This window comes from Flavobacterium sp. (assembly GCF_043760115.1).
In the GTDB taxonomy this organism is placed as follows: domain Bacteria; phylum Bacteroidota; class Bacteroidia; order Flavobacteriales; family Flavobacteriaceae; genus Flavobacterium.
Window position 1 is genome coordinate 37,583 of the sequence record NZ_JAYUPK010000169.1, and the last position, 17,389, is coordinate 54,971.

Consider the following 17,389-nt stretch of genomic DNA (forward strand, 5'->3'; position numbering starts at 1 on the left):
TAATAAACATTTTTAAGTAAAAAGAAAAGGATTATTGTCCACAGGTCAATTGTCCTCGCAAATGTAATTTTACAGATTATGGATTTGAGAAAAAAATTTGGGATAAAAATAAAATCGCTAAGAGAACAAAGAAATTACTCTATTGAATATTTGGCAAACATAGCAAATATTGACAGAACATATATTTCAGATATAGAAAAAGGCGAAAGGAATGTATCTCTTTTAATAATTGAAAAGTTAGCGAACGCTTTCGAAATAAATATAAAAGATTTATTCGATTATGAAAAATAAGTTAACTTACATCGATTTATTTGCTGGTTGTGGTGGTCTTTCATTAGGTTTACATCAGTCTGGTTGGAAAGGACTTTTTGCTATTGAAAAAAGCATTGATGCATTCAAAACTTTAGAATACAATCTAATAGATCAAAAAAAACATTTCGATTGGCCAAAATGGTTACCACAACAAGCATTGGAAATAAATGAAGTTTTAGATAAATATAAATCTAAACTTGAAAAATTAAAAGGTAAAGTAACCATGATTGCAGGCGGACCGCCATGTCAAGGTTTTTCAATGGCGGGAAAAAGAAATGAATACGATTTAAGAAACGACTTAATTAATTCCTATATAAATTTTGTAAAAATTGTAGAACCAAAAATTATTTTCTTCGAAAATGTAAAAGGTTTTACAATGGAATTTAAGAAAAATAAAGAAAAAGGAATTGCCTATTCTTCACAGGTAACACAAAAATTAAATGCTGCAGGTTATTTTGTGAAAGGACAATTAGTGAATTTTGGAGATTATGGTGTACCTCAAAAGAGAACACGTTTTATACTTGTTGGTATTAAAAAAACTTTAGATAATGCTACGCAAGAAAAAGCAAATGAATTTTTCAGTTCTTTAGAAAACAATAAATTTGAATTTCTAAAAGAAAAAGGGTTAAATGAAAAGACTAATCTTCAAGATGCAATTTCAGATTTATTTAAACAAAATGGTTTAGAACCTACTCCAGATTTTCCTAGTTTTCAATCAGGAATTTATGGAAAGCAAAAAGGTAATTACCAAAAATTAATGCGTCAAGGAATAAAAAATGAAATTGCGGATAGTCATCGTTTCCCAAAACACTCACAATTAATTATAGAACGATTTAAAAGCATTCTCGAAGAAACTACTGATAGAAGAAATTTTAATATCAGTGCTGAAATTCAAGAAAAGTATAATATTAAAAAGAGAACTGTTATACCATTAAATGCTCAAGACAAAACACCTACAATAACTACACTTCCAGACGATTATATACATTATCAAGAAGCAAGAATACTAACGGTTCGTGAATATGCCAGAATACAATCGTTTCCAGATTGGTATAAATTTCAAGGAAAATATACAACTGGTGGTAAATTAAGAGTTCAGGAAGTGCCAAGATATACTCAAATTGGCAATGCAATTCCACCACTTTTTAGTGAGCAAAGTGGATTGATTTTAAAAAGTTTAATAAACCTATGAATGAATAAAGAGTATTTTAAAATAAGTTCAGGTTTAAAAAATCTTATTGGAAGTGAATTAATTACTGACAATTTTGTTGCAATTTTTGAATTAGTGAAAAACTCATTTGATGCGAATGCATCTGAGGTTAATATAACTTTTGAAAATATTTATTCATCAAATGCAAAGATTATAATCCAAGACAATGGCAAAGGAATGGATTATAATGATTTGATCAACAAATGGTTATTTGTGGCTTATTCTGCAAAAAAAGATAAGACTGAGGACTTTGATTATCGAAACAAAATTAAGTCTAATCGTCACTATGCTGGTGCAAAAGGTGTAGGTAGATTCTCTTGTGATAGACTTGGTCAATTTTTAAATTTGATCACAATCAAGAATAAAGTAAATAGCAAAGTCGAAAACATTAATGTTAATTGGAAAAAATTTGAAGAAAATCAAAACGAAGAATTCATAAGAATACCTGTTGAACATAGTGTAATTACTCAAAATAAATACGGTATTGAACATGGGACAATATTGGAAATAAGTGGTATAAGCACTGAAGAATGGAATAGAGATGAATTAAAAAAATTAAAAGATAAGTTATCTAAACTTATTAGACCTGATTTAAATAAATCTGCTAAAGAAAATCCGTTTAATATAAATATTGTTGTTCCTGACGAAATACAAAATGATATTAATGAAAAGCAAAAATTTTTATCAAAAGGAGAGGGACACAGAATTTATAGAAATACTGTAAATGGAAAAATAGAAAATTTTATTTTCGAAGAGCTTGATATTAAAACAACAAAAATAGTAACTGAAATTTCAGACCTAGGCGACGTTGTTACAACTTCTTTAAATGATAGAGAAAACTTTATTTATACAATTAAAGAGAAAAATAAGCATAACCTTTTAAATAAAATATCTATCAAACTTTATTTTTTAAATAGATCAGCAAAGATTATTTTTAAAAGAAGAATTGGTATCGATGCAGTTGAATATGGTAATGTTTTTGTATATAAAAATGGTTTTAGAATCTATCCTTTTGGAGAAAGGAATAATGACATATTAGGCATTGACAACAGAGCTGTTCAAGGATACAATAGATATATTGGGTTAAGAAATTTAATAGGAATAATTGAAATTGAAGGAGAAGAAACGGATTTAAAAGAAACAACTAGCAGAGATGGAGGTTTAGTTAAAACAAAAGCTTATAGTCAACTAGAATATTACCTTTTTGAAACTCTTAAAAGATTAGAAAAATATGTAATTGATGTAACTTCTTGGGGAGTTAATGACGATAATATTGAAAATTTAAATGTTGATGAAGTTAATAAAAAACTTGTTAAACTTATCGGCAATATTTCTGATGACAAATCAATTCTTGGTATAGAATATAATAAAGATCTAATAAGACTTATAAGTCAACAAGAAGAAAACAGTGCTAAAAAGCTAGTTAGCAATTTTAAACGAATTGCAAGTGAAACTAATAATCCGAAGTTACTGGCAGACAGTCAAAAAATAGAAAGAATTTTAAAAGAATCTGACGAACGTGTTCGGTCAGCTGAGAAAGAAACTGAGTTAGTAAAAGACGAGAACAAAGAAATTTTTGAAAAACTTGGATTTGTATCAACTCAAAATAATTTTTTAACTCATGAAATAACAGATGACACTAAAAATCTTGAAAGTATTCTTCATCATATTGGTTTAACTACCAATTTGATAAAATCTGATATAGAAAATCTTGCTAAGGCAATAAATAATAATTTAGATAAAAACCATCTAATAGAAATTACTAAAAGAATAAGTCGTCAAAATGAAAAAATAACTTCTTTTTCAAAATATTTTAAGAAAGTTAATTTTAACATTCACGCAAATAATATGGAAATTGATATAATTACTTTTACAAATGAATATTTAGAGAACGTTTATAAACACAGGGAAGATTTAAAAAATAATCGAGAATTACTAAAAATCAATATTTCAACACCAACATTATTAAGTTTAAAAATTAAGTTTAACCCAATTGATATGATAATTGTTTTAGACAATCTTATAAGCAATTCATTTAAAAACAATGCCTCAGAAATTGAAGTTTCTTGGTTAAGGCAAGAAGAAAATTCTGTAATTCTTTCGTTTAAAGACAATGGTGATGGAGTTAAAGAAAATGTTGTTAATAATATTTTTGATTTTGGCTTTTCAACTTCGCGAAGAGGTTCTGGTCTTGGTTTGTATCATGTAAAGGAAATTATTGAAAAGCTTAAAAGTAAAATAGAAGTCAACAATAAATTAAAAAAAGGAGTAGAATTTTTAATATCTTTCAAAAAATAAAAATATGCAATTAGAATATAACATCCTTTGGATTGATAATGATATAGAAGAATATATTGCAAACGGAGAAGTTGAAAGTATTAGGACATTTTTAAATGAATTGGGTTTTGAATCTAATGTTGAAACAGTAGATGATGAAGCAAAACTTGATGATTATATTTCTAAACACAAATATGATTTAATTTTATCAGATTTCAATTTAAACACAACTACAGGTGATGTTATAATTCAAGAAATAAGAGAAAACAGACGATTTTCAACTGAAATACTTTTTTATTCTGCAAAGTCAAATTTTCGAGATAGTCCAGAAGTTAAAGAAAGACTTGCTTTTATGGATAGAATTACTTTTCATACTAATAGAGATACTTTTTTAGATAAAGTAGAAAAATTAATTATTCTAACTTTAGATAAATTACTAGAATTAAATGCTACAAGAGGTTTGATTACCTCAGAAACAAGTCAACTTGATGTTATCATTGAAGAGTTAACATTAGAATTAGCAAATAATAGGCTTCAACTTAATACCGACAGATTAAAAGAAATTATAGACGAATATGCAGATAAATTTCTATCAACTCGTTCTGAAAGTTTTAAAGAAAGGTACAGCGAAATAGGATTTGATAATATATTTCAAAGTATAGAAGCAAATAGAAAATGGAGTATTTTTAGAGATTTATTACGAGAGTATAATAAGCAAGTTCAATCAAAAGAAATAATTACTTTCTTAAAAAGAAACTCAACTTATTTCAATGAAGTTATAGATATCCGAAATAAGTTTGCACATTCTAAAGCAAAACAAAAAGAGGGAAAAATGGTTCTTATTGGCCAATTTGGAAAAGAAGATTTTGAATTTGACAGTGAACAATGTATTTCTATACGAAGGAATATAATCGAGCATCGAATAAATTTTAAAGAACTCTTGGAATACATTAAATTTAATGTAGATAATTAAAATGGCAACCCGAAATCTCTGGACTAAAGAAGAATTAATCCTAGCATTCAACTTATACTTAAAAATTCCTTTTGGAAAAATGCATAGTACAAATAAAGACATTATCCATTTGGCTAGTTTAATAGGTCGAACTTCTAATTCGGTTGCAATTAGATTAGTAAATTTTGCAAGTGTTGATCCAGCTTTACAAGCTAGAGGAATTAAAGGAATGGATGGAGGAAAAAATATCGTTAAACCCATTTGGGATGAGTTTTTCTACAATCAAGAAGAATTAGTTTTTCTAAGCGAACAAATCCTTGCTCAAAAAGAAAACACATCCATAGAAAATAAATACAAAGAATTACTTTTTGACATTAAAGATTTAAAAGGTGAAATGGTAACTCGTGAAGTAAAAACGAGAGTAAATCAATCAGTTTTTAGAGAAATGGTTTTAGCAAATTATGCTAGTAAATGCGCGATTACTGGAATTGATATTCCGCAATTATTATTAGCAAGTCACATAATTCCTTGGTCTAAAAATGAAAAAGAAAGATTAAATCCAGAAAACGGAATTTGTCTTTCACCACTTTACGACAGAGCATTTGATAAAGGAATTATTGCTATAAATACTAATTATGAAATAATTTTATCTACCGAATTGAAAAAGAAAAAAGATTCTCCTTTTTTCAACAATCACTTCGCTTCAATCGAAAATAGAAAAATAATTGAACCGCAAAGTTATTTACCAAGAAAAGAGTTTTTGGAATATCATTTAGACAGTATTTTTCTGAAATAACTATCCTCTCTTCAACCAACCAGTAACACTCATCCTTCTCTCATTAGTAACCAAAACCTCATGAACCAATTCATTACTTTTAAAGAAAACCGTCTTACCTTGTGTGGGTGCAATTTTTTGGTTGTTATCTTTATTATGAATTAAAAGTTCGCCACCATCTTCTATTTTCCAATTGTCGTTTAAGTACGAAATCATTGAGAATTGTCTGCTGGTATTGTCTTGAAATTGATCTAAATGTTTGCGGTAAAAACTTCCTTTTTCATACAATGAATAGTGAAATTCATAATCGGTAATTCCTGCGAAACATTCTTGATTTAAGTACAAAATAAATGCTTCAATTTTATCGAAAAATTCATTTTCATATTGATTGTTGTGTTTTTTATCCAACCAATAAATCACATCGTTTCGTATTGTGGTGTTGTGAATTAACTTATCTGCATTGCCTGTTCCTGCGGTAAGCAACAAGTGTTTTTCGTTTAGCGAAAGCAAATTTTCTTTTAAATGATTGGCCAATTCATCACTTATAAAGTGATTTGCAATACCTACATTATTTTCTATATAACTTGCAATTAAAGTTTCAAAGCTGTTTTCCATTGTATAAACACACTCGATTTTGCAAGTATCTTGGCAAGGTAACCCAATTAAAATTAGAAAATAGGTTTTAAATTTTCAATTTAATTATATTTGTTTAAACTCTATAAATATGAAAAAAATACTCTTTCTAGCATTTATATTTTCAAGTTGTTCTTCTATTAAAAATGTTGATGAGCAAAAAACTACTATAAATTCACTTTTAAACAATTGGCATAAAGCTGCTGCAAATGCTAATTTTAATGAGTATTTTAACATGCTTTCGCCAAATGCTATTTACATTGGAACTGATGCAACAGAAAACTGGACAAAACCACAATTTGAAGCATTTGCAAAACCTTATTTTGACAAAGGAAAAGCTTGGAGTTTTACAGCATTAGAACGAAACATTTATTTTTCTAAGGATAAAAAAACAGCTTGGTTTGACGAATTATTAAATACACAAATGAAAATTTGTAGAGCATCAGGCGTTTTAGTTTTAACAGATGGAAGTTGGAAAATTAGCCATTACGTACTTTCAATGACCATTCCAAACGATACTACTAATGAAGTAATAAAAATAAAATCGGCAATTGAAAATCCACTTATAGAAAAATTACAGAAAAAATAAATCCAAAACAACTTGTTTGACGTAAATAGAATAGAAGTTTGTTACTTCGAAATAAGTTTGTTTTGTTTAGAGGGAAAACGCTATCTAATTTTTTAGGTAGCGTTTTTATTTATTAAAAGATTTAAAGAATTAAAATAGTAGAAATTAAGACAGTTTAGTGAAATAAATTACCTCAAAAAATTCGTGGAAATTCGTGAAATTAGTGTGAAATCTAATTTAAATTAGTGAAATAAATAACCGCAAAAAATTCGTGGAAATTCGTGTGAAATCTAATTTAAATTAGTGAAATAAATAACCGCAATAAAATTCGTGAAAATTCGTGAAACGTGTCCGCCTTTTTGGAGGATTAGTGTAAAAATGATTTTTAAATATAAATCAGAGTGAAGCTTTTTTAGAATAAACATTGTGAGTAAGTTTATCAAACATCTCAACAGTCATGGCTTCTAAATTGTAATCATTTTTCCAATTCCAATCTTTTCTTGCCTCAGCATCATCAATACTTGCAGGCCAAGAATCTGCAATTTTCTGACGGAAATCTGGAGCATAGTCAATAGTAAAATCTGGATAATGTTTTTTTATTTCTTCGGCAATTTCCTTCGGATTAAAACTCATTCCGGCTAAATTATATGAAGAACGAATCTTAATTGCATCAGCATCAGCTTGCATAATTTGAATCGTAGCTTTTATGGCATCGTCCATATACATCATAGGAAGTTCGGTATTTTCAGATAAAAACGCCGTGAATTTTCCATCAGTAATTGCTTTATGATAAATGTCTACAGCATAATCTGTTGTTCCTCCACCAGGTTCAGTACTCCAAGAAATTAAACCAGGATAACGAATGCTTCGCACATCAACGCCATATTGAACATGATAATATTCGCACCAACGTTCGCCTGTTTGTTTAGAAATTCCGTACACAGTTGACGGTTCCATTATGGTGTATTGTGGTGTGTTTTCTCTTGGTGTAGTTGGTCCAAAAACGGCAATACTTGATGGCCAAAATATTTTTTTTATTTTTTTAGCTTTCGCCAAATTTAAAACGTGAAACAACGAATTCATATTTAAATCCCAAGCAAAAGCTGGATTTTTTTCTGCAGTTGCAGATAATAATGCTGCCATTAAATACACATCGGTAATGTGATATTTTTCTATTAAATGTTCAATTTGATTGTAGTCTAAGGCATTTACAACTTCAAATATTCCGTTGTTTACAATATCATTATTTAGTTTTCTAATGTCAGATGCAATTACGTTATCATTTCCATATTCGGCACGTAATTTTACGGTAAGTTCAGTGCCAATTTGTCCGCAAGCGCCAATAATTAATATCTTATTCATAGTTGTAGTTGTTAGTTGCTACAAATATAACGTTTTCGTAAAGTTTGGGATGTTGGGATTTGTTAAAGTTAGTTTTTATGTTTTGAGGAGTTAAAATTAACTAAGGTTTTCCATCTAATTCATTTTTATTCCTTTTAAAATCAATTTTTTGATATAATATTTTATTGTGTATGTCAGAGTATATATTTGGTTCATATAAAGAAATATAATTTGACGTAATACCATATCTCGCAATTATACCATCAAAATTAAGATATATAATTTCTCCAGAAAAATTATCAGCAGACACATCTCCTATATGAGGAATATATATTTTTTGAACATTAATAACTTTATTTTTGTTTTTTATATTTTTAGAGTCAACGTTTTTAACTTCTACATTATTAAAAATTATTTTACCATCCTTATACAATTTCAAAGTATCAATTCTTTTAAAACTAATAGTATCTAAATAAACAAGCATTGTATATTCATCGTTTTTAATAATAGTTTCCGTTAAATTAAAATATTTGTATAATTTACCATATTTATGACCTGTAGAAACATAATTAACCTCGATTGAATTGGTTAGTTTTTCTTCTTCTTTATTACAAGATATAAAAATCAATAATAAAATAGATAACACAAATTTTATATTTTGCATACACAAAGTTATTTATTAATCAAATGTAATTATTTTTCACGAATTGTCACATTGAGCTTGTAGAAATGTACGCTTTTAAAGGTCTTCGACAAGCTCAGACAGACATTATTCATCTAATTGATTTTATACTTAACTGAAAAAGAGAGTTTTAATACATTTTTATTAATTACTCCCAACGAGTCAAACTTACTTAATCTAGAATTTCTATAAAAATAAATCAACTCTTTTTATACTATTTTTAGCATTTACTTTCCTTCTACTTTTGTACTTTTGTAATCCTATATAATTTTCAATGAAATTAAAATTAATCTGTTTTTTATTGCTTTCAATAGTACTTATTTCTTGTAAAGATGATACTGTAGAACGACTTGCTGAACAAAAAAAAGAAGCCCAAAAAAAAGAGAAAATCTTTGATAGAATTAATCAAGGTTGGACTTTTGTTACACCCAATTTACAAGCCACAACTCAATCTAAAGTAAGTAATTGGTTAGAATGGCGCGCTTTTTTAATAGAAATTAATCAAAAACCAAAAGCATCTATCGGTGCTTTTCAAAAAAAAGCCAAAGTACTTTCTAAAAAAGTAATGGAATTAAACAATAACATTCCACCTGAATTTAATACACCACCAATAAAAAGTAGAATTACAGTACTTACTACCAAAATTAAAGCAATGGATTTATTTATTCATTTAAATCAAATTCCAGATAAAAAAGTATTGAAATTTGTTGATGAAATAAATGTAGAAATAATGTCTTTGCAATTGCAAATGGAAGAAATTACTACACGAAGTTTAATTCCGATGGAAGATGGCGAACCAGATATCATTAGAATGAAAGATACTTCAAGAGCAATTCCTACTACTACAATTAATGATCTTCCATAATAAAATAAATATAATTAAGCATAAAATAAGTAATCTTGAGTAAATCTTCTGTAGTTTCTACGTTTCAAAAATCAGCCAATGTGCAACTTCTTGCTAAAGAAATACTGCAACGCGATGCTAAAATTAATGCCAAAGGTTTATTGGGTTCATCATTATCATTTGTAGTAAATGCTGCTTTTGAAAAAACCGAATTGCCTTTTCTTTTATTGTTTAATGACAAAGAAGAAGCTGCGTTTCATCTTAACGATTTAGAACAATTAATAAACGATCAAGATGTACTTTTTTATCCTGGATCGTACCGAAGACCTTATCAAATTGATGATGTTGATAATGCCAACGTTTTGCTTAGAGCAGAAGTTTTAAACAGAATAAATTCTAGAAAAAAACCTGCAATTATAGTTTCTTACGCCGAAGCGATTTTTGAAAAAGTGGTTACCAGAAAAGAATTAGAAAAAAATACCTTCAAAATTTCTGTTAATGATAAACTGGCAATCGATTTTATTAACGAAGTGTTGTTTGAATACAATTTTAAACGTGTAGATTTTGTAACTGAACCAGGAGAATTTTCTGTTCGTGGCGGAATTGTAGATGTTTTTTCCTTTTCAAATGATAATCCGTACCGAATAGAATTTTTTGGAAACGAAGTAGATTCCATTAGAAGTTTCGATGTAGAAACCCAATTATCTATAGAACGATTAAAAAAAATATTGATAATTCCGAATGTAGAAAATCAATTTTTTGAAGAAAACAGAGAAAGTTTTTTAGATTATATCAATGAAAAAACGGTACTTTTTATTCAGAATACCGAGCTTTTAGTGCAACAATTGGACAGAGCATTTGTAAAAGCAATTGAAGCATTTGAAAAATTATCGAAAGATATAAAACATGCAAAACCCGAAGATATATTTGTAAACAAAGAACAATTTCTTAAAAAATCTCTAAACTTTTCGGTAGTTGAATTAAGCAATTCGCCAGTTTTTAAAATTGATAAAACCATTCAATTCAGTATAAAACCGCAACCTTCTTTCAATAAACAATTTGATTTATTACTGAATAATTTAAACGAAAATCACTTCAACGGAATTAAAAATTATCTTTTTTGTTCTAATGAAAATCAAGCAAATCGTTTCAAAGAAATTTTTGAAGATATTGATGAGGAAGATTCCAAATCGTCTGTCACACTGAGCGCAGTCGAAGTGAAAAAATACAAATCAATAGTACTTCCTTTATATCAAGGTTTTATAGACGAAGAAAATCAAATTGCTTGCTACACTGATCATCAAATTTTTGAACGTTATCATAAGTTCAACATTAAAAATGGTTATTCTAAAAAGCAAACTATTACTTTAAAAGAATTGACTTCACTTTCGGTTGGCGATTATGTAACTCACATAGATCACGGAATTGGAAAATTTGGTGGATTGCAAAAAATTCAAGTCGAAGGCAAAACGCAAGAAGCAATAAAACTAGTTTATGCCGATAATGATATTGTTTACATAAGCATTCACTCATTACACAAAGTTGCCAAGTTTAACGGAAAAGATGGTGCGCCACCAAAAATTTATAAATTAGGTTCTGGTGCGTGGAAAGCATTAAAACAAAAAACCAAAGCTAGAGTTAAATACATAGCTTTCAACTTAATACAACTGTACGCCAAACGAAGATTAGAAAAAGGATTTTCTTGCGCACAAGACAGTTATTTACAAAAAGAATTAGAAAGTTCGTTTATTTATGAAGACACACCAGATCAAATTACCTCAACTAGAGATGTAAAAAACGATATGGAAAGCGACAGACCAATGGACAGATTAGTGTGTGGCGATGTAGGTTTTGGAAAAACAGAAGTTGCCATTAGAGCAGCTTTTAAAGCAGTTGACAACGGAAAACAAGTTGCCATTTTAGTTCCAACTACAATTTTGGCCTACCAACATTACAGAACTTTTACAGAAAGATTAAAAGAAATGCCAGTTACAATTGGTTATTTAAACCGTTTTAGAACTGCCAAAGAAAAAACAGAAACGCTAAAAGAACTTGCCGAAGGTAAACTAGATATTATTATTGGAACGCATCAATTGGTGAATAAAAATGTACAATTTAAAGATTTAGGATTGCTAATTGTAGACGAAGAACAAAAATTTGGTGTAAACGTAAAAGACAAATTAAAAACCATAACTGCCAATGTTGATACCTTAACATTAACAGCAACACCAATTCCTAGAACGTTACAATTTTCATTAATGGCAGCAAGAGATTTATCTGTAATTACAACTGCGCCACCAAACAGATATCCAATAGAAACTAATGTTGTTGGGTTTAATGAAGAGTTAATTCGCGATGCAATTTCGTATGAAATTCAACGAAACGGTCAAGTATTTTTTATTAATAACAGAATAGAAAATATAAAAGAAGTTGCCGGAATGATTCAAAGATTGGTTCCAGATGCACGAGTTGGAATTGGTCACGGACAAATGGAAGGCAAAAAACTAGAAGAATTAATGTTGGCATTTATGAACGGCGAATTTGATGTTCTTGTTGCCACAACAATTATAGAAAGTGGTTTGGATGTACCAAATGCCAATACAATTTTTATTAATAATGCTAATAATTTTGGATTGTCAGATTTGCATCAAATGCGTGGTCGCGTTGGACGAAGTAATAAAAAAGCTTTTTGTTATTTTATTTGTCCGCCATATTCTGTAATGACTGACGATGCCAGAAAAAGAATTCAAGCTTTGGAACAATTTAGCGAATTAGGAAGTGGTTTTAATATTGCAATGAAAGATCTAGAAATTCGTGGCGCAGGTGATTTACTTGGTGGCGAACAAAGTGGTTTTATAAACGATATTGGTTTTGATACCTATCAAAAAATCATGAACGAAGCCATAGACGAGTTAAAAGAAAACGAATTTAAAGATTTATATCCAGCAGAAAACGATATTGAAACGAAAGAATATGTAAAAGATTTACAAATTGATACTGATTTCGAGTTGCTTTTTCCAGACGAATACATCAATAGTATTACAGAAAGATTGAATTTATACAACGAATTGAGTTTGATAAAAGACGATGAAACGCTACTGAAATATGAACAAAAACTTATTGATAGATTTGGTGCTTTGCCCAAACAAGCCATTTCACTCTTAAATAGTGTTAGAATAAAATGGATGGCAACCAAACTTGGTGTTGAAAAATTAATTATGAAACAAGGCAAGTTGGTTTGCTATTTTGTATCCGATCAACAAAGTGATTATTATGCTTCTAAACAGTTTCAAAAAGTGTTGCAATTTGTACAAAAACAATCACATTTGGTAAAAATGAAAGAAAAACAAACACCAAATGGTTTGCGATTATTGATAACTTTTGAGAATGTAAAAAGCATTAATAAAGCATTGGAAATGATTAGTTTGATTTAAATTGGTGCTGATTTGTTTAACTTATAATTTTAAATAACTAATGATTATAGAAACTGAAAGATTGTATATTCGTGAATTATCTAATGATGATGTAGCTGTAGTTTTTGAGCTTTACTCAGATAAAGAAGCAATGAAATTTAGAGGAAGTAAAAGTTTTGAAAATATTGAAGAAGCATCAATTATGATTAAAAGCGTAATTGAAAATAGTAAAACTAAAACAGAATTTCGATATGGAATTATAGAAAAATCATCTAATGACTTAATTGGAACTTTCCTTATAACTCCAGTATCAAAAACAATCTGTAAAATTGGTTGTTCCTTTGGAAAGAAATATTGGAGATTAGGTTATGGATTTGAAATTATGTCTATTATGATAAATTATCTACAAAACTTACATTATGAAGTTATCATCGGATTAATCAAAAAAGAAAACTTTCCATCAATTAAATTAGTAGAAAAGATGAAATTTAAATTTATTGAACAAACTGAAAATCCTGAATTTTACCAATATGAGTTTAATACAAAATTACACGAGCTAGATAAAAGAGTTTTAGAATCCAAAAAATCTGGTGTTGATGCATTTGAATTTCTAGATTCTTTAAAGTCTAAATATAAATTATAAAAAAACATCCCAAGATCTAAAAGACTTAGGGATGTTTTATTTGTATAAAAACTAAAAAAATTACATTTTCAATACCTTAAAATTCACTTCTTTTTCATCAAATTTTAATTTAAAAAAGTACGTTCCGTTTGAAAATGCCGAAATATCTACATTAGATTTTAAATCATTTATTTTAGAATCATACAACAATTGTCCTGCAACATTGAATACAGAAATTGCTGTGATATTCGTTTTAGAATTTATATTTACAATTCCGTTTGTTGGATTTGGGTAATATGTAAAATCAATTCCTTCAAAACCATTAATTCCTAAATTTGGAGTACAAGAAGTTGTTGCAACCCAACCAGTATCTACAACACCTTGATCTGAATAAAAACGCATTGTTAAAGAACCATCTGCTGCAGTAGAAGTAAATGATGTTGGAATGGTTATTCCTGTATATCCAGCAGTATCAAATGATGTTGCACTTGTAGAATTTCCATTGTAAATATATAAGTAATCATAATCTAGTTCTAATGAAAATTCATTTATAGTTAAGGTAATAATATTGTTTGATAATTCTGGAATCATTACTCTAACAATATTTTCCATATTGGTGTAAACATCAAATGCGCCACCAGTGTCTGTTATTGAAACTCCTGCACAATACGTTGTTGAAGTGGCAAAAATTACTTCTCTAGAAGAAGAAACTAATCCTGTAGTACAAGATGGTTTTACTTCAACCACGTAATAGGTATTTGGTAACAAGCCAATTGCAGTGTAACTATTAGTAGTAACAGTCTCATAAACAATAGCAGTACTTCCAAAAGGATAAACCGCAACTTGCCAAGTGGTAAATGTTCCAGAATCTGCCCAAGTTACTAATGCAGAATTAGTACTAACATTATTAACTTCAATTAATCCAACAGTATTTATACAAGTATTTATACAATCTGTACTTAAACATGGTCCATTATTTACTCTTGATAAAATTCTAGCTGCAGGTTGTGGTCCAAAACCATTGCTAAATTTTATTCCTACTCCACTAATTAAATGACAATAACTCATTATTGTCCCTTTAGTAGTTGTTGACGGAATTGGTCCTTGAGCACAACTTCCTTCAGCAAATCCTGCTTGTGTACCACAACCATCTATAGAAGTATTATTATTACTATTCCAAGCACAAGAGTGTGTGTGCCTTGATCCAAATAAATGTCCTAATTCGTGGGTTACAACCATAACATTAAACGAATAGGAAGGAAAAGCTGCATAAGAATAACTTACATCAGAATAACTAAAATTACTTTGTGTACACAAGGCATTTATTCCAACAGCAACTCCACCTAAACCTCCAGCGTCAATGCCTACAAGTTGTCCAACATCACCATCAAAAACTGGTCTTACTTCATTAAATTTATACAAATATGCCGATGATGAAGTTCCTATTCCATCATACGGATCTTGAGTTGTCCAAATAAATATTGATTTTATTGAAACTGTAATTCCATCATTATTATACAAAGTTTGTACATGATTAAAAAGTGAAGTCATCCAATTGGTAGTAGTTGCTGTATCACTGCCGTTTTGTTCATATAAATCGAAATCCATTTCAAAATATACAGTTACACATCTTGCACTTCCAATATTTTTATTTTCTTGAGCGTTTTCTGAAGAGTGAAGTGTTTCATCATCTTTAACTTCACAATTAAAATCGCTAGAAACTTTTAAATTTGCATCATCATAAACCACATAATCTTGTGTATTATTTGTCTTGTTTAATTTTCCAACAACTAAATTCGCAAATCCGTTTCCAGATACAATTCCGTTAAACTCATTATTAAAAAAGTTAAAAGAAGCAACTGATGTGAAATCTCCTTTTACAATTCCTCTATAAAAAACACCTTTTTGATACGAAATATTTTTTTGTTTGTCAGAATCTACGTGAAATCCTTCAGAAAAAACGTCAACTTTATACAATTGCATAGTAACGTCATTACCATTATAAGGAATTGTTAATTCGATATTTTCATACTTATTAGAATAAATATCATTAACCGTTAGCGTTTTTATTGTAGCAAAAGTTGCGTTAGACACAATTCTATCATTATCAACATCTTGTACATTTTGATTGATGGTTAGTACCGAAAATGGTTTAAATGCAGTTCTTAATTTTTGTAACTCTTGAACTTTTTTGGCAACTTCATTTTGCGAAAAAAGTAAAAAGAAACTAAACAATGAGGCAATTGTTAGTAGTTTTTTCATAGTATTTTGGTTTAATAGATAGTAAAAATAGAGTAAAAAGTTTACATTTAATTAAATAAACATAATTTTATCTTTTGTTGAAGGATTAAAAATGATAAAAAGCATCTTCAAGATGTTCAATAACAAATTGTTTTCCTTCTTTATTGATTGCAATTATGTCGAATCTAATTTCTAAATCTAAATCGTTTATAACAACATATTCATTTACGGCTTTTACTAAAAGTTGGATTTTTTTAGGTTTTACAAAGTCTTGTGGCAAACCAAAATCTAATGTTGAACGTGTTTTAACTTCTACAATTGCTAGTATATTTTCTTTTTGGGCAATAATATCAATTTCAGCTTTTTGAAAAACCCAATTGGCTTCGCGAATTCTATAGCCGTTTTTTTCTAAAAATGCTATTGCTAGTTCTTCTCCGAGTTTTCCTAATTCATTATGTTCTGCCATTAGATTTTAGATTGTTGATTAACGAATTATGATTTTAGATTTCAAAAATAATTTAAAGTTCAAAAATCATTACTCAAAAACAATTGTACTCTCCAAATCATTAGCTTCAAGCGAAATTTTTCTTCCAAGAATTAATGCATGATTATCGGCTAAATGTCCAGCAGGAAAATTATAAATTATTGGAATATTATACGTTTTAGTAACATCATCAATAATTTCTAGCACGTTTTTTCCCCAAGGAATGTCGTTGTCTTTCATTTTTGTCATTCCGCCAACGATAATTCCTTTCAAACTTTCTAGACAACCATTGCGTTTTAGGTTAATCATCATTCTATCCATATGGTATAAATATTCGTCTAGATCTTCTATAAAAAGAATTTTATCTGTACAATCTATTGCCGAAGGTGAACCTAAAAGACTGTATAAAATGGAAAGATTTCCGCCAACTAAAATGCCACTTGCTTTTCCTAATCGGTTCATTTGGTCACACGGAACTGTATATTGCAAGCTTTCGCCAAATAATGATTTGCGTAAAGATTCTTTAGCTTCTTCAGTAGCTTTAGAACTTACAGGCATAATTCCGTGAATGGATTGATAACCCATTGTGTTTAAATGACTGTGTAAAACCGTTACATCGCTAAAGCCAATTATCCATTTTGGCGATTGTTTAAATTTTGTAAAATTTAATAAATCAACCATTCGTACTGTACCATAACCACCACGAACACACCAAATTGCTTTAATATTTGGATTGTCAAGTTGAGATTGAAAATCGGCTGCACGTTGTTCATCTGTTCCTGCAAGTTGGTTTTTATCTAATCCTATTGTGTTGCCAATTACAACTTCTAAACCCCAACTTTTTAACCAAGAAATGGCTGGTTTTAAATTGTCATCAATGTTTTTACGAGCTGTTGCTACAATAGCAATGGTGTCGCCTTTTTTTAAATATGCTGGTGCAATCATAGTTTTTTGGGCTTGAAGGTTACTTGAGAAAATAGAAATTAGAATATAGATTATAGATTTCTTCATTTTTAATTTTAAAACTGAACTACA

The 17,389-nt window shown here is 28.8% G+C and carries 15 protein-coding genes; 9 read left to right on the forward strand and 6 right to left on the reverse strand.

All coding sequences use genetic code 11. The annotated features are described in order from the left end of the window. Nucleotides 1–78 precede the first annotated feature (78 nt). Genes ACH2BC_RS14380 through ACH2BC_RS14400 form a run of 5 tightly spaced genes read left to right on the forward strand, consistent with a single transcriptional unit; the run spans nt 79 to nt 5,547 of the window. Nucleotides 79–291 carry a helix-turn-helix domain-containing protein gene (locus tag ACH2BC_RS14380; RefSeq protein ID WP_395054842.1) on the forward strand — a complete coding sequence of 71 codons (213 nt, stop codon included), beginning with the start codon at nt 79–81 and terminating at the stop codon, nt 289–291. Then, complete coding sequence (locus ACH2BC_RS14385; RefSeq protein WP_395054844.1) at nt 281–1,504, forward strand: DNA cytosine methyltransferase; 1,224 nt, start codon at nt 281–283, stop codon at nt 1,502–1,504. Before ACH2BC_RS14380 ends, ACH2BC_RS14385 begins: the two co-directional genes overlap by 11 nt. Beyond that, a complete protein-coding gene (locus ACH2BC_RS14390) occupies nt 1,505–3,820 on the forward strand; it encodes an ATP-binding protein (RefSeq protein ID WP_395054846.1) in 2,316 nt (771 codons plus the stop codon). A gap of 4 nt (nt 3,821–3,824) precedes the next feature. Next, a complete protein-coding gene (locus tag ACH2BC_RS14395) occupies nt 3,825–4,772 on the forward strand; it encodes a response regulator (RefSeq protein ID WP_395054848.1) in 948 nt (315 codons plus the stop codon). 1 nt (nt 4,773) lies between these two features. Continuing rightward, a complete protein-coding gene (locus ACH2BC_RS14400) occupies nt 4,774–5,547 on the forward strand; it encodes an HNH endonuclease (protein WP_395054850.1) in 774 nt (257 codons plus the stop codon). On the opposite strand, the gene ACH2BC_RS14405 is transcribed toward ACH2BC_RS14400, so the two are convergent. Continuing rightward, complete coding sequence (locus ACH2BC_RS14405) at nt 5,548–6,141, reverse strand: 2OG-Fe(II) oxygenase (protein WP_395054852.1); 594 nt, start codon at nt 6,139–6,141, stop codon at nt 5,548–5,550. It abuts the gene before it with no gap. 109 nt (nt 6,142–6,250) lie between these two features. On the opposite strand from ACH2BC_RS14405, the gene ACH2BC_RS14410 reads away from it, so the two are divergent. Next, nucleotides 6,251–6,748 (forward strand): nuclear transport factor 2 family protein, encoded by a 498-nt coding sequence (locus ACH2BC_RS14410; protein WP_395054854.1) that lies wholly within the window; start codon nt 6,251–6,253, stop codon nt 6,746–6,748. Between the two features lie 375 nt (nt 6,749–7,123). Here ACH2BC_RS14410 and ACH2BC_RS14415 read toward each other — a convergent pair whose 3' ends face one another. Together ACH2BC_RS14415 and ACH2BC_RS14420 are read right to left on the reverse strand one after the other, a co-directional pair. Further along, on the reverse strand, nt 7,124–8,089 hold the full coding sequence (locus ACH2BC_RS14415; protein WP_395054856.1) for an NAD-dependent epimerase/dehydratase family protein: 966 nt from the start codon (nt 8,087–8,089) through the stop codon (nt 7,124–7,126). Between the two features lie 100 nt (nt 8,090–8,189). Further along, nucleotides 8,190–8,732 (reverse strand): hypothetical protein, encoded by a 543-nt coding sequence (locus tag ACH2BC_RS14420; RefSeq protein ID WP_395054858.1) that lies wholly within the window; start codon nt 8,730–8,732, stop codon nt 8,190–8,192. Nucleotides 8,733–9,024: 292 nt separating this feature from the next. Here ACH2BC_RS14420 and ACH2BC_RS14425 point away from each other — a divergent pair, with 292 nt between their 5' ends. From ACH2BC_RS14425 to ACH2BC_RS14435, 3 genes are all read left to right on the forward strand, one after another. Then, the gene (locus tag ACH2BC_RS14425) at nt 9,025–9,615 is read left to right on the forward strand and encodes a hypothetical protein (RefSeq protein ID WP_395054860.1); all 591 of its coding nucleotides are present in this window, start codon (nt 9,025–9,027) and stop codon (nt 9,613–9,615) included. Between the two features lie 80 nt (nt 9,616–9,695). Then, entirely contained in the window at nt 9,696–13,028 is a 3,333-nt protein-coding gene (gene mfd / locus ACH2BC_RS14430; protein ID WP_395054905.1) for a transcription-repair coupling factor, read from the forward strand. A gap of 40 nt (nt 13,029–13,068) precedes the next feature. Then, nucleotides 13,069–13,650, forward strand: a complete 582-nt coding sequence (locus ACH2BC_RS14435; RefSeq protein ID WP_395054862.1) for a GNAT family N-acetyltransferase — start codon at nt 13,069–13,071, stop codon at nt 13,648–13,650. A 60-nt stretch (nt 13,651–13,710) separates the two neighbouring features. Here ACH2BC_RS14435 and ACH2BC_RS14440 read toward each other — a convergent pair whose 3' ends face one another. From ACH2BC_RS14440 to ACH2BC_RS14450, 3 genes are all read right to left on the reverse strand, one after another. Then, entirely contained in the window at nt 13,711–15,891 is a 2,181-nt protein-coding gene (locus ACH2BC_RS14440; protein WP_395054864.1) for a M12 family metallo-peptidase, read from the reverse strand. Nucleotides 15,892–15,976: 85 nt separating this feature from the next. After that, nucleotides 15,977–16,336: a YraN family protein gene (locus ACH2BC_RS14445; RefSeq protein ID WP_395054866.1), complete on the reverse strand. Its 360-nt coding sequence runs from the start codon at nt 16,334–16,336 to the stop codon at nt 15,977–15,979. A gap of 69 nt (nt 16,337–16,405) precedes the next feature. Continuing rightward, nucleotides 16,406–17,299, reverse strand: a complete 894-nt coding sequence (locus ACH2BC_RS14450) for an LD-carboxypeptidase (protein ID WP_395054907.1) — start codon at nt 17,297–17,299, stop codon at nt 16,406–16,408. Nucleotides 17,300–17,389: the final 90 nt, after the last annotated feature.

What these genes read in the sequence shown, in the direction of transcription:
- ACH2BC_RS14380 (WP_395054842.1), top strand. Translation starts at nt 79, where the DNA reads ATGGATTTGAGAAAAAAATTTGGGATAAAAATAAAATCGCTAAGAGAA.
- ACH2BC_RS14385 (WP_395054844.1), top strand. Translation starts at nt 281, where the DNA reads ATGAAAAATAAGTTAACTTACATCGATTTATTTGCTGGTTGTGGTGGT.
- ACH2BC_RS14390 (WP_395054846.1), top strand. Translation starts at nt 1,505, where the DNA reads ATGAATAAAGAGTATTTTAAAATAAGTTCAGGTTTAAAAAATCTTATT.
- ACH2BC_RS14395 (WP_395054848.1), top strand. Translation starts at nt 3,825, where the DNA reads ATGCAATTAGAATATAACATCCTTTGGATTGATAATGATATAGAAGAA.
- ACH2BC_RS14400 (WP_395054850.1), top strand. Translation starts at nt 4,774, where the DNA reads ATGGCAACCCGAAATCTCTGGACTAAAGAAGAATTAATCCTAGCATTC.
- ACH2BC_RS14405 (WP_395054852.1), bottom strand. Translation starts at nt 6,141, where the DNA reads ATGGAAAACAGCTTTGAAACTTTAATTGCAAGTTATATAGAAAATAAT.
- ACH2BC_RS14410 (WP_395054854.1), top strand. Translation starts at nt 6,251, where the DNA reads ATGAAAAAAATACTCTTTCTAGCATTTATATTTTCAAGTTGTTCTTCT.
- ACH2BC_RS14415 (WP_395054856.1), bottom strand. Translation starts at nt 8,089, where the DNA reads ATGAATAAGATATTAATTATTGGCGCTTGCGGACAAATTGGCACTGAA.
- ACH2BC_RS14420 (WP_395054858.1), bottom strand. Translation starts at nt 8,732, where the DNA reads ATGCAAAATATAAAATTTGTGTTATCTATTTTATTATTGATTTTTATA.
- ACH2BC_RS14425 (WP_395054860.1), top strand. Translation starts at nt 9,025, where the DNA reads ATGAAATTAAAATTAATCTGTTTTTTATTGCTTTCAATAGTACTTATT.
- ACH2BC_RS14435 (WP_395054862.1), top strand. Translation starts at nt 13,069, where the DNA reads ATGATTATAGAAACTGAAAGATTGTATATTCGTGAATTATCTAATGAT.
- ACH2BC_RS14440 (WP_395054864.1), bottom strand. Translation starts at nt 15,891, where the DNA reads ATGAAAAAACTACTAACAATTGCCTCATTGTTTAGTTTCTTTTTACTT.
- ACH2BC_RS14445 (WP_395054866.1), bottom strand. Translation starts at nt 16,336, where the DNA reads ATGGCAGAACATAATGAATTAGGAAAACTCGGAGAAGAACTAGCAATA.
- ACH2BC_RS14450 (WP_395054907.1), bottom strand. Translation starts at nt 17,299, where the DNA reads ATGATTGCACCAGCATATTTAAAAAAAGGCGACACCATTGCTATTGTA.